The sequence below is a fragment of the Vreelandella andesensis genome (assembly GCF_003989795.1).
Taxonomy (GTDB): domain Bacteria; phylum Pseudomonadota; class Gammaproteobacteria; order Pseudomonadales; family Halomonadaceae; genus Vreelandella; species Vreelandella andesensis.
The window spans coordinates 165,149-181,521 of the sequence record NZ_RZHG01000019.1 but is presented as its reverse complement, the minus strand read 5'-3'; the positions used below and the strand labels follow the sequence as shown (position 1 = coordinate 181,521).

Below are 16,373 nucleotides of genomic sequence, written 5' to 3'. Positions count from 1 at the left end.
TATGGTCGTTTTTCAAGTCGACGGTGGTTCAGGACCACTAAACGGGTGAGGAGATTCGTCTAAGAAGCTACGAAGTGCTGAAAATGACATCGGGCGAGCAAAGTAGAAGCCTTGGAAATACGTGCTATGGCGGGCATTGAGATACTCGTACTGCTCTGCCGTCTCCACGCCTTCGATTAACACCTCCAGGCCAAGCTTGGCGACCATAGTGACCACACCGTCTACAATCGCCGCGTCCCGAGGGTCTGTGACCACGTCACGAACAAATGACCGATCAATCTTAAGCTTGTTGATTGGTAGGTGCTTAAGGTAGCTAAGGCTTGAAAAACCGGTTCCAAAATCATCCAGCGCAATATGCACGCCCAGCGAGCGCAGATCCTGCAATGTTTGTATGGCATGCTCTGTACTTTCCATTAGCACGCCTTCAGTAAGCTCTAACTCCAATAGTTCTGGCGCTAGCCCACTTTGCTTGAGTACCCGCTGAATAGACGCTAGAAAACCTGAACGCTGAAACTGCATGGGCGAAATATTAACCGCCATGGTAACGGGCATAGTGGCACTCGCATTCAACCTGACAGCATCACGGCACGCCCTTTCCAACACCCACTCACTGATTGGCATAATCTGCCCAGTGTCTTCTGCCAGACTAATAAACTGGCCAGGAGAAATGTTGCCACGCTCTGGGTGATACCAGCGAATCAGTGCTTCTACACCAGATACTTGGCCAGTGGGGCCATATATTTGCGGTTGGTAATGCAACTCAAATTGCGACTGCTCTATGGCTTGTTGCAACGCATGACGTAAATTAACTCGCTCGAAAACTTTGCGATTTAGCTCATCGGTATACCACTGATAGGTATTACGCCCTTGTCGCTTGGCTTTATACATCGCCAGATCTGCCTGCTGTATAAGCTGACGCGGCTCGTTGATTGTTCCATCATCGGTGGCAATCCCCATACTGGCAGTAATACGCAGCTCACCCCCTCGATACCAGTAGGGCGCAGAGAGACAAGCGAGAAGTCGCTCAACCACCTGCATGACATCTTTTTCGTAGGCCAAGTCAGGCAACAAAACGATAAATTCATCGCCACCAAAACGCGCCACGGTATCCCAAGGGCGCAGCTCTTCTTCTAGGCGCTTGGCAACCTCAATAAGAATATGGTCGCCTACCTCATGGCCAAGCGTGTCATTAATCGGTTTAAAATCGTCCAAATCAACAAACAACACAGCGATATAACGGTGATATCGCTTTGCCATCAAGCAGCCCTGTTCCAGGCGCTGGTCAAGCAGTAACCGATTGGGCAAGCCTGTTAATGCATCATGGTTGGCATTATGCCGAAGCTGAGCCTGGTATTCGCGCTGGGCCGTGATGTCATTTTGTACACCCACGAAGTGCGTGACAGCGCCGATTGCATCACGCACGGGGGAAATGTATAGGTCATTCCAAAACGGAGCCCCATTGCGGCGGTAATTGCGTATAACGACATGGACTTCTTGTTGAGAGTGAATCCCTTTACGCAACTTCGCCAAGGTAGCAGGGTCCGATTCTTTACCCTGTAGAAAACGACAGTTTTGGCCCAGCACCATATCCCGGGAGTACCCAGTAATGCGCTCGAAAGCTGCATTGATATAGACGATTGGTAAATCGTGACGCTGAGCATCAACAATAACTACACCATTAGTGCTTGATTCAACGCTTCGTTCAAGCAGCGTGAGCTGTCGTTCCGTCGCTTTACGCTCAGTGATATCTTGGGTTGATCCCTGAACTTGAATAATTTGCCCCAATTCGTCTCTTACAGCTCTGCCGATCACTCTTACCCACAGCCTTACCTCTTGCCGAGTGATAATTTCTAGCTCTTCATCAAAGCTGATTCCATGTTTGCAGCAGTCCTCAAAAACCTCACGAATACGCGGCTCGGAACTTGGCGCATAGAAGTCAATCGCTTCTTTAACCGTAGGCTGAAACCCGGGCAAAACACCGTGCAGACGACACACTTCGTTAGACCAAATGGGCAGCATTTCGGACATATCAACATACCAGCCACCAATCAGCGCCGTCTCGCCGGCAATTTGGAAAAGTCGCTGGTTACGAATAAGTTGTTTCTCAACGGCTTTTCGTCGCGAAAAATCACGAGCGATTACATAAATGACTTGCTCTCCCACTGCGGCGGTCACTTCCAGCCACACTATTTTCCCCTCTGCCGTTATTGCTCGAACGTCAAACGGGGGTACTTTCTTTTGGGATTGAAGGCGCGCTAACGCCTCTACAATAACCGCAATATCGCGGTGATCTACTACTTTGCCACATGACTTACCTATCCACTCACTAGCGGAATAGCCCAGCAGGGTTTCGAACATTGGATTGACGTTAAGGAAAATACCCGTGAAATCAATGCAGAAAAATAAATCTTGCGATAATAAAAAAAACTGGTCTAATTTTCCTTGGGATTTAACAAAGGGCATGGCATTACCTAAACATGTGGATTGCCTTACAGCGCTGGTCATAAATTCGATCGGTTATTTTTACTGTGTGGCCGTGTGCTTTATGATGAGACTCATCACAGCTCGTCGCGACCTATCAGCGACAAAGGGAGAATCACGTGTCATCCATCACTAAATTGCGCATTGCCACGCGTAAGAGCCAGCTTGCTATGTGGCAGGCTGAGCACGTCCGCGACCGCTTGATGGCGGCAAACAGCGGCCTAGAAGTCGAGCTTATTGCGCTCTCCACCAAGGGAGATAAAATTCTCGACACCCCGCTTTCCAAGATTGGCGGTAAAGGGCTCTTTGTGAAAGAACTAGAAGACGCCATGCTCGATGGACGTGCAGATATTGCCGTTCACTCAATGAAAGATGTTCCTATGCACTTTCCTGAAGGGCTCGGTCTTTCTGTCATTTTAGAAGGTGCCGACCCGACAGATGCGTTTGTTTCCAACCACTATACTAGCATCGACGAGCTACCAGAGGGTGCTCGTATTGGTACCGCTAGCCTACGTCGTGGTTTGCAAATGCGTGAAGCGCGCCCTGACCTGCAGATCCTTAATCTACGCGGGAATGTTCAGACCCGCCTAGCAAAATTAGATGCCGGCGAATTTGATGCCATTATTCTCGCCACTTCAGGCTTAAAACGCTTAGGTCTTGATGCGCGCATTGCCCAAGCACTGCCGCCTGAAATATGCCTTCCCGCCTGCGGCCAAGGAGCACTAGGCATCGAGTGTCGTCTGCATGATCCAGAGTTAATTGGGATATTAGCCCCACTGGATGATCAAGACACCGCTACCCGTGTGCGTGCTGAACGCGCCATGAACACACGCCTGGAAGGCGGTTGCCAAGTGCCTATCGCGGGTCATGCCGTGCTTGATAAGGCAAGTGACACTATTTGGCTGCGCGGCTTGGTTGGCAATCCAGAAGGCACTGAGGTGCTACGTGCAGAAGGCAGCGGCTCTATTCATGAGCCCGAAGCCCTGGGTATCCGAATCGCTGAAAACCTGCTAGATCAAGGGGCAGGTGACATTTTAGCCGAGGTGTATGGCCGCAACGTATGAGTCAACCGGTACTGATCTGTCGCCCTGGTGACCGGGGAGAAGCCTTAGCGGATTCGCTGCGTGCTCAGGGAGCTTTCGTCGAGCAACTCGATGTTATGCGCTTAGCGCCGCTACCCGAGGACCATGTTCAGCGCAGCATATGGTTAGATATTGATCAGTACCATAAAATAGTGGTGGTCAGCCCTTTTGCCGCTTACTGTTTAAGTAACGCGCTTGATCGCTATTGGCCACAGCTTCCTGTTGGCATTAACTATTATAGTGTAGGCCGTGCGACGGCAAGCGTACTATTTGAACAGCTGGGGGTGCGTGTCCATATTCCTTCGCCTGACCACGGAGAAGACACGAGTGAGGCGCTGTTGTCACTTGCCTCACTCAAAACGCTTACGCATCAGCGCGTATTGATAGTGGCTGGTGAAGGTGGTCGCTCATTATTAGCCGAGACATTGAGCGCACGCGGTGCCAATGTTACCCGCATCGCGGTGTATCAACGTGTATATCAAGCGCCAACACCTGCCATGCAGCAGCGGCTATTAACCGGCGATTATCAAGCGTTAATCGCTACCAGCAGCGAACTGCTTGAACATCTGGCAAGATGGTGTGAACAAGCAGCGTTGAACCAACCGCTAATCGTTTCCAGTCACCGTTTAGCTAAACTGGCCGGTAAACTGGGTTTTCGTGACCTCAAGGTGGCGTCGGGAGCAACGCCAGCTGCACTGGCAGCAGCGTTGGGTCGGTCCTGCAACCTAAAGGGTGCCGATGTCGATCAAGGAACTTAATAAGGGCTAGCGACAGATGAGCAAACAACCAAACGATCAGGAAGGCGTACACAACGCGTCTGCCGATGCAACTCAAGACGGCGCCAAACCGAGCGACACCTCGGCTTCCGCGTCGTCAAGCAGCGAAGCGTCAACAACAGGCAATTCGGCAGCGTCTTCTTACGCCGCTAAAAACAGCCGCTCGCGTCGCCGCAACAAAGGGGGCAATAATGCGCCCAATGCCAACACCGTGTCAGCGAACGTCAATCATGACCAAGCCTCGACCAAACCCGGCGTTGAACCCCAGCAAACAGCGGATACTAAGTCCTCTGTAGACTCTCAGTCCTCTGTAAACCCTAAGCCCTCTGTAGAACCAACATCTTCTGCAGAGACTAAGACGACGGCAAGCGCCAAGCCAACCAGCAGTGGTGGTAAGGCGTCTGGAAATGCTTCACACGTCCCCCCCTCTTCCACGAATAGCGCCACGAACAGTAGTAGTGGTAAAGATAGTGGCAAAGGTAGTGGTAGTGCTGGTGGCAAAGATAGTGGTAGTGGTGGCAAAGGCAGTGGTATCGCCATTGCGTTGGTGATTATCCTGGCACTCGCCGTCGCGTTTGTCGCTTGGCAGGGCTGGCAGCGCTTGGATAACCAGCAGCAGCGTATAGACGAGCTCGCTCAGCAAACGCAAAGCAACGCCTCGCAGCAGGAGGTTAGCGACCTAGCATCACGTATTGAAAGCAGCGAAGCCGAGCGCAACCAAGCGTTGGATAGCACAATGAGCGAACTGCGCAGTGAGCTGGATAGCTACCGTGGCGAGGTCAATAACACGTTAGACAACGTGCTAGCGCAGCTTTCCCAAGAGCAGGAAACCGACGAGCGCGACTGGCTACACGCCGAAGCCGCTTACCTGCTACGGTTAGCCAATCAGCGCCTGCAATTAGAAGGTGACGTTGAAGGAGCTGCTGCACTGCTACGCACTGCCGATGCTCGTTTGGTTGATGCCGACAACCCGGCACTAACGCCAGTACGCCGTGAAATTGCGAGTGAACTTGCTGCCCTGGACGCCGTACCGCAGGTTGATCGCACCGGTATTTATCTTGCGTTGAACGCTCAGCAAGAGCGAATTGCTGGCCTACGCCTGTCTCAAGAGATCGAAGAGCGCGCCGTTACCTCAAGCATTGAGCAGCCGCCTACTGGCACCTTCCAACGTCAGCTGGCCCGCTTCGGTGAAGAGTTAAAAGATCTTGTGGTGATTCGTCAGCACGACGAAGCATTAGAAACACTGATCACGCCAGAGCAAGAGTCCTACTTGCGTCAAAGCCTACGCCTGATTCTTGAACAGTCTCAGCTGGCACTGCTTAAAGAAGAGCAAGACCTTTTTGAGGCAAGCATCGATAAATCGCTGACGCTGCTCAACGGCTACTACGACACCGAACGCGAAGAGACCCAAAGCGTTATTGCTCGCCTGGAAGAGCTAAAGCAAACCCAGGTGCAGCCTGAGTTACCGGACATCAGCGCTTCACAACAGGCGCTAGCAGGCTTCATTGAGAATCGCTTTGAGTCGCGTCGCCAAGGTGGAGGTGATGCATGAGAAAACTAATCTTATTAATTGTTGCCGGCCTAGCGGTTGGTGCACTGTTCGGGCACCTGATGATGTCAGTGCCTGGCTATTGGTTAATACGCGTTGGTGACACCTCGGTACAAACGTCATTCTGGTTCGGCTTGGTGCTACTACTGGGTGCTTTTATCGTCGTGCACTTTGCATTGCGTCTGCTCAGCGGCATTATTCGGCCGGTAGGGCGCTTTCGCACCTGGAACAGTCGTGCCCGCAACCGTCGTGCAATGAAACGCACCGTGCGCGGTTTGGTTGCCTTAACCGAAGGCCGCTGGAAAAAAGCCGAGAAAACGCTAATACATGCGGCTGACGATTCCAGCACACCTCTTGTGAACTATCTTTCTGCGGCACTGGCGGCGCATTACCAGGGCCACCACGAAAAAGCTCAAGAGCATTTAAACCAGGCTCAGCTCACTACCGACGGGGCTGATTCAGCCATTGGCTTGATGCAGGCGCAACTGATGATTGATCGCCAGCAGCCTGAAGAAGCACTGGCCATTCTGAACCGTCTAGATAAGAAGCTGCCCAACCACCCGCAAGTGCTCAAGCTTCTTAAACAAGTGCACCTAAGCGTTAACGACTGGGATGGCGTGCGCCAGTTGATACCACGTTTGGCTGCACAAAAGCTGATTACCCAACAAGAGCGTGAGCAGCTGGAATTCAAAGCGTACCGTGAATTAATTATTTTTGAGGCCAAAAACCCCACGAATATCGAGCGTGTACGCGGACTATGGGCCGATATGCCGGACTATCTACGCGGCAATACCGAGCTAATCGTGCTCTATACAGAAGCGCTTTTACAGGCCAACGAAGAGCCTATCGCCGAACGCCTGCTTAACCACTCGCTGGACAACCACTGGGATGCGCGCTTAGTGAAACGCTACGGCTTACTTAACGTAGACGCCGGGCGTCAATTGGCAAAAGCGGAAAAGTGGCTGCAAGAACGCCCCAACGACCCTGAACTGTTGCTGACCTGTGGCCGCCTTTCGCTGCGTACTGGCAAGTGGGAGAAAGCGTTGGAGTACTTTGAAGCCAGTCAACGTCAACGCCCCAGCGGTGAAGTATGCGCCGAGCTTGCTCGTCTCTATGCAAGCCTTGGCGAACACAATAAAAGCCAGCTCTACTACCGTCACAGTGTGGATATGCTCGCTAAATCACTGCCCTCGCTTCCGCAACCAAGCGATGCCGATGACAGCAAACAAAGCGAGTCCCAAAAAGCCGTTAAGAAAAGCGCTTAATGTCGCTAGAAAGCGGCCAGTGAAAAAGGGTGCCTATGAATGGGCACCCTTTTTCTTTACACCTATTACCGCTTTATTTTGCCAAACCTGCCGAGGTTTCAATTGTATTCTCTGCAGTTAATTCAGACGTACAATGGCCGCAGCGCACTGCATTAATCGGCACCACCATAAAACAGTATGGACAAGGTCTTTCAGTGGGGTCAGCAGGTGCAACCGCTTCTTCCCGCTTCATTCGATTAATCGTGCGAACCAACAGAAAAACCACAAAAGCGACAATTGCAAAGCTCACCACCGCGTTAATAAATAACCCAACATTAAGCGTGACTGCACCAGCCGCCTGAGCGTCAGCAAGTGTGGCATAAGGCCCTCCCACACTTCCTTCGCTTAGCACCACAAAGAGGTTAGAAAAATCGACCCCACCCACCAATAGACCAAGCAGTGGGTTCATGATGTCCGCGACCAGGCTTTTCACAATCAGCGTAAAGGCACCGCCAATAATGATGCCTACGGCCATATCAACCACGCTTCCCTTCACCGCAAATTCGCGGAATTCCCTAAAAAATTTCGCCATTGTCGCTACTTCCTAGCCAGCCCTTGTAAACACCGCTATTCCGCCAACGCTGCCAGCACCGCATCCAGCGCTGCGCGATAGCCCTGTATACCTAACCCTGCTATCACGCCGTCTGCGCGAAGTGAGACATAGGAGTGATGCCGGAACGTTTCGCGCTTATGCACATTCGATAAATGCACTTCAATCACTTGGCCATCAAACGCATTCAGCGCATCAAGAATAGCGACAGACGTATGCGTATACGCGGCTGGATTAATAATTATCGCCTGGGTTCCATCCAGACGGGCAGCGTGAATAGCATCAATCAGTTCGCCTTCATGATTACTTTGCAAACAGGTAATATCGCAGCCCGCCATCACTGCCTTTTCACGCAAAAGGTTATTCACATCCTCTAGGGTGTCATCGCCGTATATCTCTGGCTGACGACTTCCCAACAAGTTGAGATTGGGACCATGTAGAACCAAAACCTTTCCCTGACGCATAATGCCCTCCTGAAACATAAACCGGCTGAAATAGCGGCATGGCCCCGTTCTATCACCTTACTCCCAACACTGCCAGCGCCTGTACGGGGGAAACTAACTGACGCTACTGCACGCTGGAAGATACTGGTAGCAAGCAAACCGCCATTTCTTATTTATTTCATTGCTTCGACGACATCTTAGGAAAGCCCCAGCATGACGCGTCCTCTTTATTTAGGCCTGCCCATGTGGGCCAATCAGGATTGGCTTGGCACTCTCTATCCCCAGCATGCCAAAACAGATCTGTTAAGCGATTATGCGGTTGTCTTTTCAAGCGTTGAGGGCAACACGACGTTCTATAGTGGCGCGCCAAAACCAGAAACGGTGGCCGCGTGGGCGCGCCAAGCCCCGCCCCATTTCCGCTTCTGCTTTAAACTGCCCGCCACGGTTACCCATGACCAGCGTTTGACGCAGCCAGAAAATGCCTGGGCATTTCTAGACGCACTTACGCCCCTGCATGACCGTCTTGGGCCAACCATGATTCAGCTACCGCGCGACTTCGGCCCTGCTGAGCTCCCACAGCTAGAGCGACTACTCGCGCAATGGCCTGGCCACTTGCCTTGTGCAGTGGAGGTACGCCACCCTGATTTTTTCCTCAAAGGAGACGCTGAAAAAGCGCTTAACCGATTGTTAATAACTTATTCAGCTAACCGCGTGATGCTCGATGTGCGTCCTGTGTTTTCAACACCCGCCAATGGCCATCCTGGCCTAGCGCATGCCCAGCAAGAAAAGCCGAAACTCCCACTACACGTGCTTTCCACAGCGAATTATCCGGTCATTCGATTCATTGGCCATATTGACAAAACAATTAATACAGACTACTTCACGCCATGGATAGACCGCCTTTCCCTGTGGATAAGTCAGGGGAAAACCCCTTTCTTATTTGTGCATACTGCAGATAATCAAGCGTCACCAGAACTGGCGCGCTGTCTGTACCAGAAACTACAGCGCCGTATCACTTTGCCAGCACTTGCATCGTTCGCCGGTGAAAAGCAGAGCCAACTGTTTTAACCGATCTTTTTAGACTAACTAACTGGCAACCCCCACCATGATCGGATAAATTGCCCCTACTTTCGGAAAATAGCGCTGGAACCTCTGTATTTTCCGAAAATTGACACATTAGGCTAATAACGCCTTATTACAATTAACCAAACAGGTGATTTCATGGCAAAACTTGCACATGCACAGTGGTCATCGCGCATGGGATTTGTGCTGGCGGCCGCTGGTTCAGCCGTTGGCCTTGGCAATATTTGGCGCTTTTCTTACATGGTGGGTGACAGCGGTGGTGCAGCGTTCGTGCTTGTCTACCTTGCTTGCGTGGCGTTGGTCGGCCTGCCCATTTTGGTGTCTGAATGGATGATTGGTCGTCGTGGCCAGAAAAATCCTATTAACACCATGGCTGACCTAGCAGCCGATCATGGTAAATCTAAGGCGTGGGCGTTAGTCGGTGTTAGCGGCGTCTTAGCAGCGTTTCTGATCCTTTCATTTTACAGCGTCATTGGGGGCTGGTCGCTGAATTACACCCTCAGCTCAGTCATCGGTACATTCAACGGCCAAGATGCTGACGCAATTAGTGGTCTTTTTGGCGGCATGCTGGCTAGCCCAGTTACCCTGCTACTTTGGCATACGGCCTTTATGGCGCTCGTCATTGGTATCGTTGCACGGGGCGTCACCAAGGGTCTTGAGAGCGCAGCACGGTTGCTAATGCCTGCCCTGGTCGTATTAATGCTGATACTGGTAGGTTACGGCGTGGCCAGCGGCTATTTCGGCGAAGCGCTCGCCTTTATGTTCCGCCCTGACTGGAGTGCGCTGAATGGTGGTGTCGTTCTAGCGGCCATGGGCCAAGCGTTCTTTACGCTTTCGTTGGGCATGGGCATCATGATGGCTTACGGCTCTTACCTGGGCGAAGACGTTAACCTCATTAGCACGGCACGCACGGTGATCATCCTGGATACGGTGATTGCACTACTGGCAGGGCTTGCGATCTTCCCCATTGTGTTTGCTAATGGTCTCAGTGCGGGAGAGGGTCCCGGCTTGATTTTTGTCACGTTGCCATTGGCTTTCGGTAATATGGCAGGCGGTACCATTCTGGGTTTGATGTTCTTCTTGCTGCTAACCTTTGCTGCCTTGACGTCAGCAATTTCACTGCTGGAACCGACGGTAGAAATGCTTGAAGAACGCACTGCCATGTCTCGCGTCACCGCCACCTTAGCAAGCGGCATTGGCGTATGGTTGCTTGGCGTCGCCGCGCTATTGTCATTTAACGTGTGGTCTGACGTGCTGTTCTTCGGCCTCAATATTTTCGATCTACTCGATACGTTTACCAGCAAGATTTTGCTGCCACTAACAGGCCTAGGGGCAATTGTATTTGTCACGTGGTGCTTGAAGCGTGACAGCGTAGAGGCCGAACTGGGACTCTCGTCCACTGGCGTTAGCGTGTGGAACGTCATCGCGCGGTTTGTAGCGCCCGCAGGCGTTATTGTGGTGTTTGTCACAGGACTACTTTAAGCCCTCGTCGACATCTTCTAGCACTATTGAGCAATGACACCGCCCTGCACATAAACGGGGCGGTTCTGCTCTACCGCCCTGCTAGTCATAATTGTGCTTTTTTTAGGTACACTCTTCAGGGCGCTTTTTAATGCAATTCGCTCTCTTGCTGCCCGTCATCGTCTGGCAAGGGGGCAATATCCCGCGATAATTTCTGAAACTCCCGATGCAGCTCGATTCCCCTGCGTGCCCTAAGGCTACGCTGGGCGGCACTGCGCCGGCGCTGAGCATGCTCATCCACTTCCATACTCATAAAAATGTCGAGCAACTCGCTTTTTACCGAGGTAATTCGTTCGACGTTTCTCATAATCGACGTTCCTCCAGGTGAATATGCCTACGTCCACCTGCATCCGTGACGACTGTTTTTTAAATGATGCAGTGCGGCACTTCACTTCTTACTATAACCTACTTGACAAAATGATGACGAATCCTGCTGAAATGTCTTAACGGCATTTAAACGCATGAGTAAATCGCTTTTATACTGTTTCTACATCGTGCTCTCTGCAACATACGTTGCACAAAGCATTCAGGCATACTGTAGTGAGTATGCCTGCATAAGCACTAAAGAGAATTTAAGGAGCTGAACGTGAGCCGCGCCCTGTTCGATGAAATGAGACGCCGCATGGAGCATTTTCGTCGCTCCGAGCAAAAGGTTGCGCGGTTCGTACTGCGCAACCCAGACGAGGTCATCCATATGCGGATTGTTGACCTCGCAACAGAGGCTAAGGTCAGCGAGCCTACCGTCGTGCGCTTCTGCCGCGCACTGGGCTGTAACGGGTTCCAGGACTTTAAACTGCAGCTTGCCCAGATGCTGGCCAGTGGCAGTCAGTTTGCCCAGTTCTCTATGAACGATAGCGACTCGGTTGCCGAATTTTCCCACAGCATTTTCGACTCGACCGTGGGCACGCTTTTATCGGTGCGCGACCGGCTTGATAACGATGCCCTAGGGCGTGCGGTCAATGCGCTAGCCATGGCAAACCGAGTCGAGTTCTATGGTTTTGGGGCTTCAGGTGCGGTGGCTTTCGATGCCCAACATAAGTTCTTCCGCCTGCAGATATCGACCTCCGCTTATGCTGACCCTCATATGCAAAATATGTCGGCGGTTACGTTAAATGAAGGCGATGTGGTAGTGGCCATTTCACAAACAGGCCGTACCAAAGCGCTGGTCGCTAGCGTGCGCCTAGCCCGCGAGGCAGGCGCTACCGTTATTGGCCTTTGCCCGAGTGACTCACCCTTGGCCAGTGAAGTGAGCCTGCCGTTGTATATCGATGTCCATGAAGATACCGAAATCTACACGCCGCTTAGCTCACGTATCGCCCATTTGGTGCTTATCGACGTTCTCGCCGTTGGCGTTGCCAAAACTCGCGGCCCGAAGCTTGCCGAGCAGCTAAAAGCGGTCAAGAAAAGCCTCAATACCCTGCGTTACCCAGAAGGGTCGTAACTGCCTTTTCGACTGTATGCACAGCCAGTTCACTGGCTGTGCTAAACTGATCGCCCATTTTCGAACCGGCAGCGGCTTATATGGATGACGTCACGGCGATACTTGATCAGCTAAACCCTGCCCAGCGTGAGGCAGTGAGCGCGCCCCAGGGTAACTTACTGGTACTGGCGGGTGCCGGGTCCGGTAAAACCCGCGTGCTGGTTCATCGCATTGCTTGGCTAATGCAGGCGGAAGGGCTTTCGCCCTATGCCTTGCTGGCCGTTACGTTTACTAACAAGGCCGCGCGGGAAATGCGTACCCGCCTGGAAGCGCTGCTGAGCATCTCCATGCGCCATGTATGGGTTGGCACATTTCACTCCATTGCTCACCGCTTGCTGCGTACCCATTGGCAAGATGCCCGGCTACCCCAGCACTTCCAAATTATTGACTCCGATGACCAGTTGCGGCTGGTAAAGCGGATGCTTAAAGATTACTCCATCGATGATGAACGCTTCCCGCCCCGCCAGGTACAAGGCTTCATCTCTGGCTGTAAAGAGGAAGGACTTCGCCCCCATCAAGTAAATGTGGACGGTGATGGTTATCTTGGCCAAATGGTAGAGCTTTATGAGCGTTACCAATTTATCTGCGAACGCGGCGGGCTGGTGGACTTCGGCGAACTACTGCTGCGCAGCCTAGAGCTGTTGCGTGATAACCCGCCTCTGCTAACTCATTATCGCGAGCGCTTTGGTCACGTATTAGTCGATGAGTTTCAGGACACCAATACGCTGCAATATGCGTGGCTAAAACTTCTCACTGGGCAACAAACACCCATGACTGCCGTCGGTGACGATGACCAGTCAATTTACGGCTGGCGCGGTGCTAAAGTGGAAAATATTCGCCGCTTTGAGGAAGAATTTCCCAACACTCACACCGTACGCCTGGAACAGAACTATCGTTCCACTAGCGCGATTCTGGAGGCCGCCAACACGCTGATTAGCCACAACAGCGAGCGGCTGGGTAAAAATCTGTGGACTGACGGTGTCGAAGGCGACCCTATTTCTGTTTACGCCGGGTTTAACGACTTAGAAGAAGCCCGCTATATCGTCGATACCATCAAAGAAAAAGTTGATGAAGGGTTCAATCGCCGTGATATGGCCATTCTCTACCGCTCCAATGCTCAATCGCGTTTATTGGAAGAGACGCTGATCCGCCAAGGGATGCCCTACCGTATTTACGGAGGACACCGCTTCTATGAGCGCTTAGAGATCAAAAATGCTCTCGCCTACCTGCGCCTACTGCTCAATCGTGATGACGATGCCTCCTTGGAGCGTGTCATCAACGTACCCACCCGCGGGATTGGCACCCGCACGGTCGAAATTGTCCGCCACCGTGCCCGAGAGCAAAGCGTTTCACTATGGCAAGCGCTACACGATGCCATTCAAGATGGCACGCTTAAAGGCCGTGCCGCCAACGCCGTGCAGGCCTTTGCCAATCTCATTGAGCAATTAGACAACGAGGCGTCTGGGCTGCCGTTGCATGAAATTATCGATCATGTCACCGCTCACACTGGCCTTATCGAACACCATAAGAGCGAGCGCGGCGAGAAAGGCCAAGCGCGAGTCGAGAACCTGGAAGAACTAGTGACCGCTGCCCGCGCCTTTACCCATGGCGATGCCTTCGAAACGCCAGAGGCAGGCGAAGGTATGGCAGCGTTGGAAGCGTTTCTTTCCGAAGCGGCGCTTAATGCAGGCGACCATGAAGCCGATGAGTTTGAAGACAGCGTGCAGTTGATGACCCTGCACTCTGCCAAAGGCCTAGAGTTTCCCGTGGTGTTTATTGCCGGGGTTGAGGAAGGCTTGTTTCCCCATAAAATGTCGATCGAAGAGCCAGGCCGTCTCGAAGAAGAGCGGCGTCTTTGCTATGTCGGTGTTACCCGCGCGATGCAGAAACTCTATCTGACTCATGCCGAAACTCGCCGTCTGCACGGCAAAGAGGTATTCCCCCGGCCATCGCGCTTCCTACGCGAGCTTCCTCCCCACCTGCTGGAAGAGGTGCGCCTACGTGGCCATATTTCCCGCCCTGTCACAGCCTCGCGTTCAAGCTTTGCGCAACAGCGTGTCGAAAGCGACGGCGACCTGCCTGCCCTGCATGTTGGCCAGCGGGTTATGCACCCCGTGTTTGGCGAAGGCATCATTCTTAATGCGGAGGGGGAAGGCGCGCGCGCGCGCGTACAAGTCAGCTTTGAAGGTGAAGGAGTGAAATGGCTAGTTCTAGGATTTGCTAAGCTCGCCCCACTTTGAGCATTGTTAACGTAAACGTAAAGCATTAGGCAAGCACTTGCCCATTAAAACCTGCTTAGCGCATACTGGCTAGTGGACACAGTGCTAAGAAGCTTCTACTTAACTATTGCGCTGATAATAACATTCTATAATTTCGGAGTTTTGCCCGCCATGCAACGCCGCCAATTTCTAAAAACCGCCGGCTTCGGTGCCGCCGGTGTCGCTGCTGCGCCTTTTGTTTCTACCGCCAGCGCCAATGAAACCTACACCTGGGATATGGTGACCTCCTGGCCGAAAAACTTTCCGGCTTTAGGCACCGGTGCCAATGACTTCGCACGTCGGGTCGAACAACTCTCCAATGGCCGCATGCGCATTCGCGTACATGGCGCTGGTGAGCTTGTTCCAGCACTGGAAGTGTTCGATGCGGTCGCTGCAGGTACCGCTGAGATGGGGCATTCCGCGTCCTACTATTGGCGCGGCAAGGTTGCAGCCTCACAGTTTTTCACCGCCGTACCATTCGGTATGAACACCACAGAAATGAATGCGTGGTTGTATAATGGCGGTGGCCAGGAACTGTGGGATGAAATCTACGCCAACCACAACCTGAAGCCTTTCGCTGTTGGCAACACCGGCACGCAAATGGCAGGCTGGTTCAAAAAAGAGATTAATTCCCTAGACGATATGCAAGGCCTGAAGCTTCGCTTACCAGGCCTTGCCGGTGAAGCCATGAATGGCATCGGGGTGAGTACCGTTAACATGGCGGGCTCAGAAATTTTTACGTCGCTGCAAACCGGTGCACTCGATGCTGCCGACTGGGTCGGGCCTTACAATGACATGGCATTTGGCCTTCACCAAGTAGCGGATTACTATTACACCTCCGCGTGGAACGAGCCAACCGCCGTACTGGAAGGCACTGTTAATTTAGACGCCTGGAATGCCTTGCCAGAAGATCTGCAAGACGTTATCAGAGAAGCCGCCCGAGCCTCTAACCTCGCCATGATTAGCGAGTTTGCGTACCGCAATGCCCAGGCACTGGAAATGCTGGTCGATGAACACGGTGTTCAACTGCGCACGTTCCCAGAAGACGTGATGGCAGCGCTTTATAAGTCTTCAAAAGAGGCAATCCAACGCCAAGTAGACAATGACGACGAGTCTCGCCGCGTCTATGAATCTTACTCAGCCTTCCAGAAATTGCTGCGTCCGTTCAGCGATGTCGGCGAATACGCCTACCTGAAAAATCGCGACAATGTCGGTGTCTAGGCCTTCTACCTTATTGTAGTTGCGACACAAAAAGGGCGCCTAGGCGCCCTTTTTAAATGCAGCTAATCGGCAAATCTCTCAGCTATATACCGCGCGGATACGCCCATTATCATCTAACGCCACCATGACAAAGCGTGCTTCAGTGACTTTCTGCCGCTCTTCCAAATGGTGGCCATGCGGCGCTCGCACCCATACCTCAACATCAATTTTAATCGAACTATGGCCTATTTCCCGCACGCTGGTATAAACGCTCACCATAGAACCCACACGTACCGGGCTTAGAAAATCCATCGCTTCAATAGCCACTGTCGCGGTGCGACCGGCTGCCTCACGGCCCGCAGCCAGTTCAGCGGCTTGGTCCATCTGGTTAACGAGCCAGCCACCCGGAATATCACCATAGAGATTGGTATCTTGCCGAGAAGCCAGTAACTTTAAAGTGAGCTGCCCCTGCGGAGCAGGCACATCGTCTAAATCGGTTTCCAGCAGTGTCATAAGATGGTCGCTTCAAAAGGTTATTGTTGTGGTGTTGCTGCATCGCAATAAACAGTTAACAGTTAATCACAAGAGAGGTGCCGTTTGAAGCGTTACCCTATACGTCGTTTAAAGAAACATCGACGGGTACTGT

The 16,373-nt window shown here is 52.3% G+C and carries 14 protein-coding genes; 9 read left to right on the top strand and 5 right to left on the bottom strand.

Annotated elements, in window-relative coordinates; all coding sequences use genetic code 11:
• Positions 1–12: 12 nt before the first annotated feature.
• On the bottom strand, positions 13–2,463 hold the full coding sequence (locus ELY33_RS10410; RefSeq protein ID WP_126947729.1) for a sensor domain-containing protein: 2,451 nt from the start codon (positions 2,461–2,463) through the stop codon (positions 13–15).
• A gap of 137 nt (positions 2,464–2,600) precedes the next feature.
• Here ELY33_RS10410 and hemC point away from each other — a divergent pair, with 137 nt between their 5' ends.
• The 4 genes from hemC to ELY33_RS10390 are packed head-to-tail and all read left to right on the top strand — an operon-like array spanning position 2,601 to position 7,153.
• Positions 2,601–3,545 (top strand): hydroxymethylbilane synthase, encoded by a 945-nt coding sequence (gene hemC, locus ELY33_RS10405; protein WP_126947727.1) that lies wholly within the window; start codon positions 2,601–2,603, stop codon positions 3,543–3,545.
• Positions 3,542–4,321 carry a uroporphyrinogen-III synthase gene (locus ELY33_RS10400; RefSeq protein WP_126947725.1) on the top strand — a complete coding sequence of 260 codons (780 nt, stop codon included), beginning with the start codon at positions 3,542–3,544 and terminating at the stop codon, positions 4,319–4,321. Before hemC ends, ELY33_RS10400 begins: the two co-directional genes overlap by 4 nt.
• 16 nt (positions 4,322–4,337) lie before the next feature.
• The gene (locus ELY33_RS10395) at positions 4,338–5,891 is read left to right on the top strand and encodes a uroporphyrinogen-III C-methyltransferase (protein WP_167470076.1); all 1,554 of its coding nucleotides are present in this window, start codon (positions 4,338–4,340) and stop codon (positions 5,889–5,891) included.
• A complete protein-coding gene (locus ELY33_RS10390; RefSeq protein ID WP_126947723.1) occupies positions 5,888–7,153 on the top strand; it encodes a heme biosynthesis HemY N-terminal domain-containing protein in 1,266 nt (421 codons plus the stop codon). The genes ELY33_RS10395 and ELY33_RS10390 overlap by 4 nt, the downstream gene beginning before the upstream one ends.
• A 73-nt stretch (positions 7,154–7,226) precedes the next feature.
• On the opposite strand, the gene mscL is transcribed toward ELY33_RS10390, so the two are convergent.
• Both mscL and aroQ read right to left on the bottom strand, forming a co-directional pair.
• Complete coding sequence (mscL, locus tag ELY33_RS10385) at positions 7,227–7,724, bottom strand: large conductance mechanosensitive channel protein MscL (RefSeq protein WP_126947721.1); 498 nt, start codon at positions 7,722–7,724, stop codon at positions 7,227–7,229.
• Positions 7,725–7,759: 35 nt separating this feature from the next.
• Positions 7,760–8,206 (bottom strand): type II 3-dehydroquinate dehydratase, encoded by a 447-nt coding sequence (gene aroQ / locus ELY33_RS10380; protein WP_126947719.1) that lies wholly within the window; start codon positions 8,204–8,206, stop codon positions 7,760–7,762.
• Between the two features lie 192 nt (positions 8,207–8,398).
• Between aroQ and ELY33_RS10375 the strand changes: the two genes are divergently transcribed.
• Both ELY33_RS10375 and ELY33_RS10370 read left to right on the top strand, forming a co-directional pair.
• Complete coding sequence (locus ELY33_RS10375; protein WP_126947717.1) at positions 8,399–9,253, top strand: DUF72 domain-containing protein; 855 nt, start codon at positions 8,399–8,401, stop codon at positions 9,251–9,253.
• 153 nt (positions 9,254–9,406) lie between these two features.
• Positions 9,407–10,750, top strand: a complete 1,344-nt coding sequence (locus ELY33_RS10370; protein ID WP_126947715.1) for a sodium-dependent transporter — start codon at positions 9,407–9,409, stop codon at positions 10,748–10,750.
• A 127-nt stretch (positions 10,751–10,877) separates the two neighbouring features.
• On the opposite strand, the gene ELY33_RS10365 is transcribed toward ELY33_RS10370, so the two are convergent.
• The gene (locus ELY33_RS10365; protein ID WP_126947713.1) at positions 10,878–11,096 is read right to left on the bottom strand and encodes a PA3496 family putative envelope integrity protein; all 219 of its coding nucleotides are present in this window, start codon (positions 11,094–11,096) and stop codon (positions 10,878–10,880) included.
• Between the two features lie 279 nt (positions 11,097–11,375).
• On the opposite strand from ELY33_RS10365, the gene hexR reads away from it, so the two are divergent.
• The 3 genes from hexR (at position 11,376) to ELY33_RS10350 (ending at position 15,748) form a co-directional block, all read left to right on the top strand.
• Positions 11,376–12,230: a transcriptional regulator HexR gene (hexR, locus tag ELY33_RS10360; RefSeq protein ID WP_126947711.1), complete on the top strand. Its 855-nt coding sequence runs from the start codon at positions 11,376–11,378 to the stop codon at positions 12,228–12,230.
• A gap of 80 nt (positions 12,231–12,310) precedes the next feature.
• A complete protein-coding gene (uvrD, locus tag ELY33_RS10355) occupies positions 12,311–14,509 on the top strand; it encodes a DNA helicase II (RefSeq protein ID WP_126947709.1) in 2,199 nt (732 codons plus the stop codon).
• 150 nt (positions 14,510–14,659) lie between these two features.
• Positions 14,660–15,748, top strand: a complete 1,089-nt coding sequence (locus tag ELY33_RS10350) for a TRAP transporter substrate-binding protein (RefSeq protein ID WP_126947707.1) — start codon at positions 14,660–14,662, stop codon at positions 15,746–15,748.
• 78 nt (positions 15,749–15,826) lie between these two features.
• Here the strand turns inward: ELY33_RS10350 and ELY33_RS10345 are convergent, their stop codons facing one another.
• Positions 15,827–16,240 carry an acyl-CoA thioesterase gene (locus ELY33_RS10345; protein ID WP_126947705.1) on the bottom strand — a complete coding sequence of 138 codons (414 nt, stop codon included), beginning with the start codon at positions 16,238–16,240 and terminating at the stop codon, positions 15,827–15,829.
• Positions 16,241–16,373 lie beyond the last annotated feature (133 nt).

Bases quoted from the DNA above. Each gene is read 5' to 3' on its own strand.
- ELY33_RS10410 (WP_126947729.1), bottom strand. From the start codon at position 2,463: ATGCCCTTTGTTAAATCCCAAGGAAAATTAGACCAGTTTTTTTTATTA.
- ELY33_RS10400 (WP_126947725.1), top strand. From the start codon at position 3,542: ATGAGTCAACCGGTACTGATCTGTCGCCCTGGTGACCGGGGAGAAGCC.
- ELY33_RS10395 (WP_167470076.1), top strand. From the start codon at position 4,338: ATGAGCAAACAACCAAACGATCAGGAAGGCGTACACAACGCGTCTGCC.
- ELY33_RS10390 (WP_126947723.1), top strand. From the start codon at position 5,888: ATGAGAAAACTAATCTTATTAATTGTTGCCGGCCTAGCGGTTGGTGCA.
- mscL (WP_126947721.1), bottom strand. From the start codon at position 7,724: ATGGCGAAATTTTTTAGGGAATTCCGCGAATTTGCGGTGAAGGGAAGC.
- aroQ (WP_126947719.1), bottom strand. From the start codon at position 8,206: ATGCGTCAGGGAAAGGTTTTGGTTCTACATGGTCCCAATCTCAACTTG.
- ELY33_RS10375 (WP_126947717.1), top strand. From the start codon at position 8,399: ATGACGCGTCCTCTTTATTTAGGCCTGCCCATGTGGGCCAATCAGGAT.
- ELY33_RS10370 (WP_126947715.1), top strand. From the start codon at position 9,407: ATGGCAAAACTTGCACATGCACAGTGGTCATCGCGCATGGGATTTGTG.
- ELY33_RS10365 (WP_126947713.1), bottom strand. From the start codon at position 11,096: ATGAGAAACGTCGAACGAATTACCTCGGTAAAAAGCGAGTTGCTCGAC.
- uvrD (WP_126947709.1), top strand. From the start codon at position 12,311: ATGGATGACGTCACGGCGATACTTGATCAGCTAAACCCTGCCCAGCGT.
- ELY33_RS10350 (WP_126947707.1), top strand. From the start codon at position 14,660: ATGCAACGCCGCCAATTTCTAAAAACCGCCGGCTTCGGTGCCGCCGGT.
- ELY33_RS10345 (WP_126947705.1), bottom strand. From the start codon at position 16,240: ATGACACTGCTGGAAACCGATTTAGACGATGTGCCTGCTCCGCAGGGG.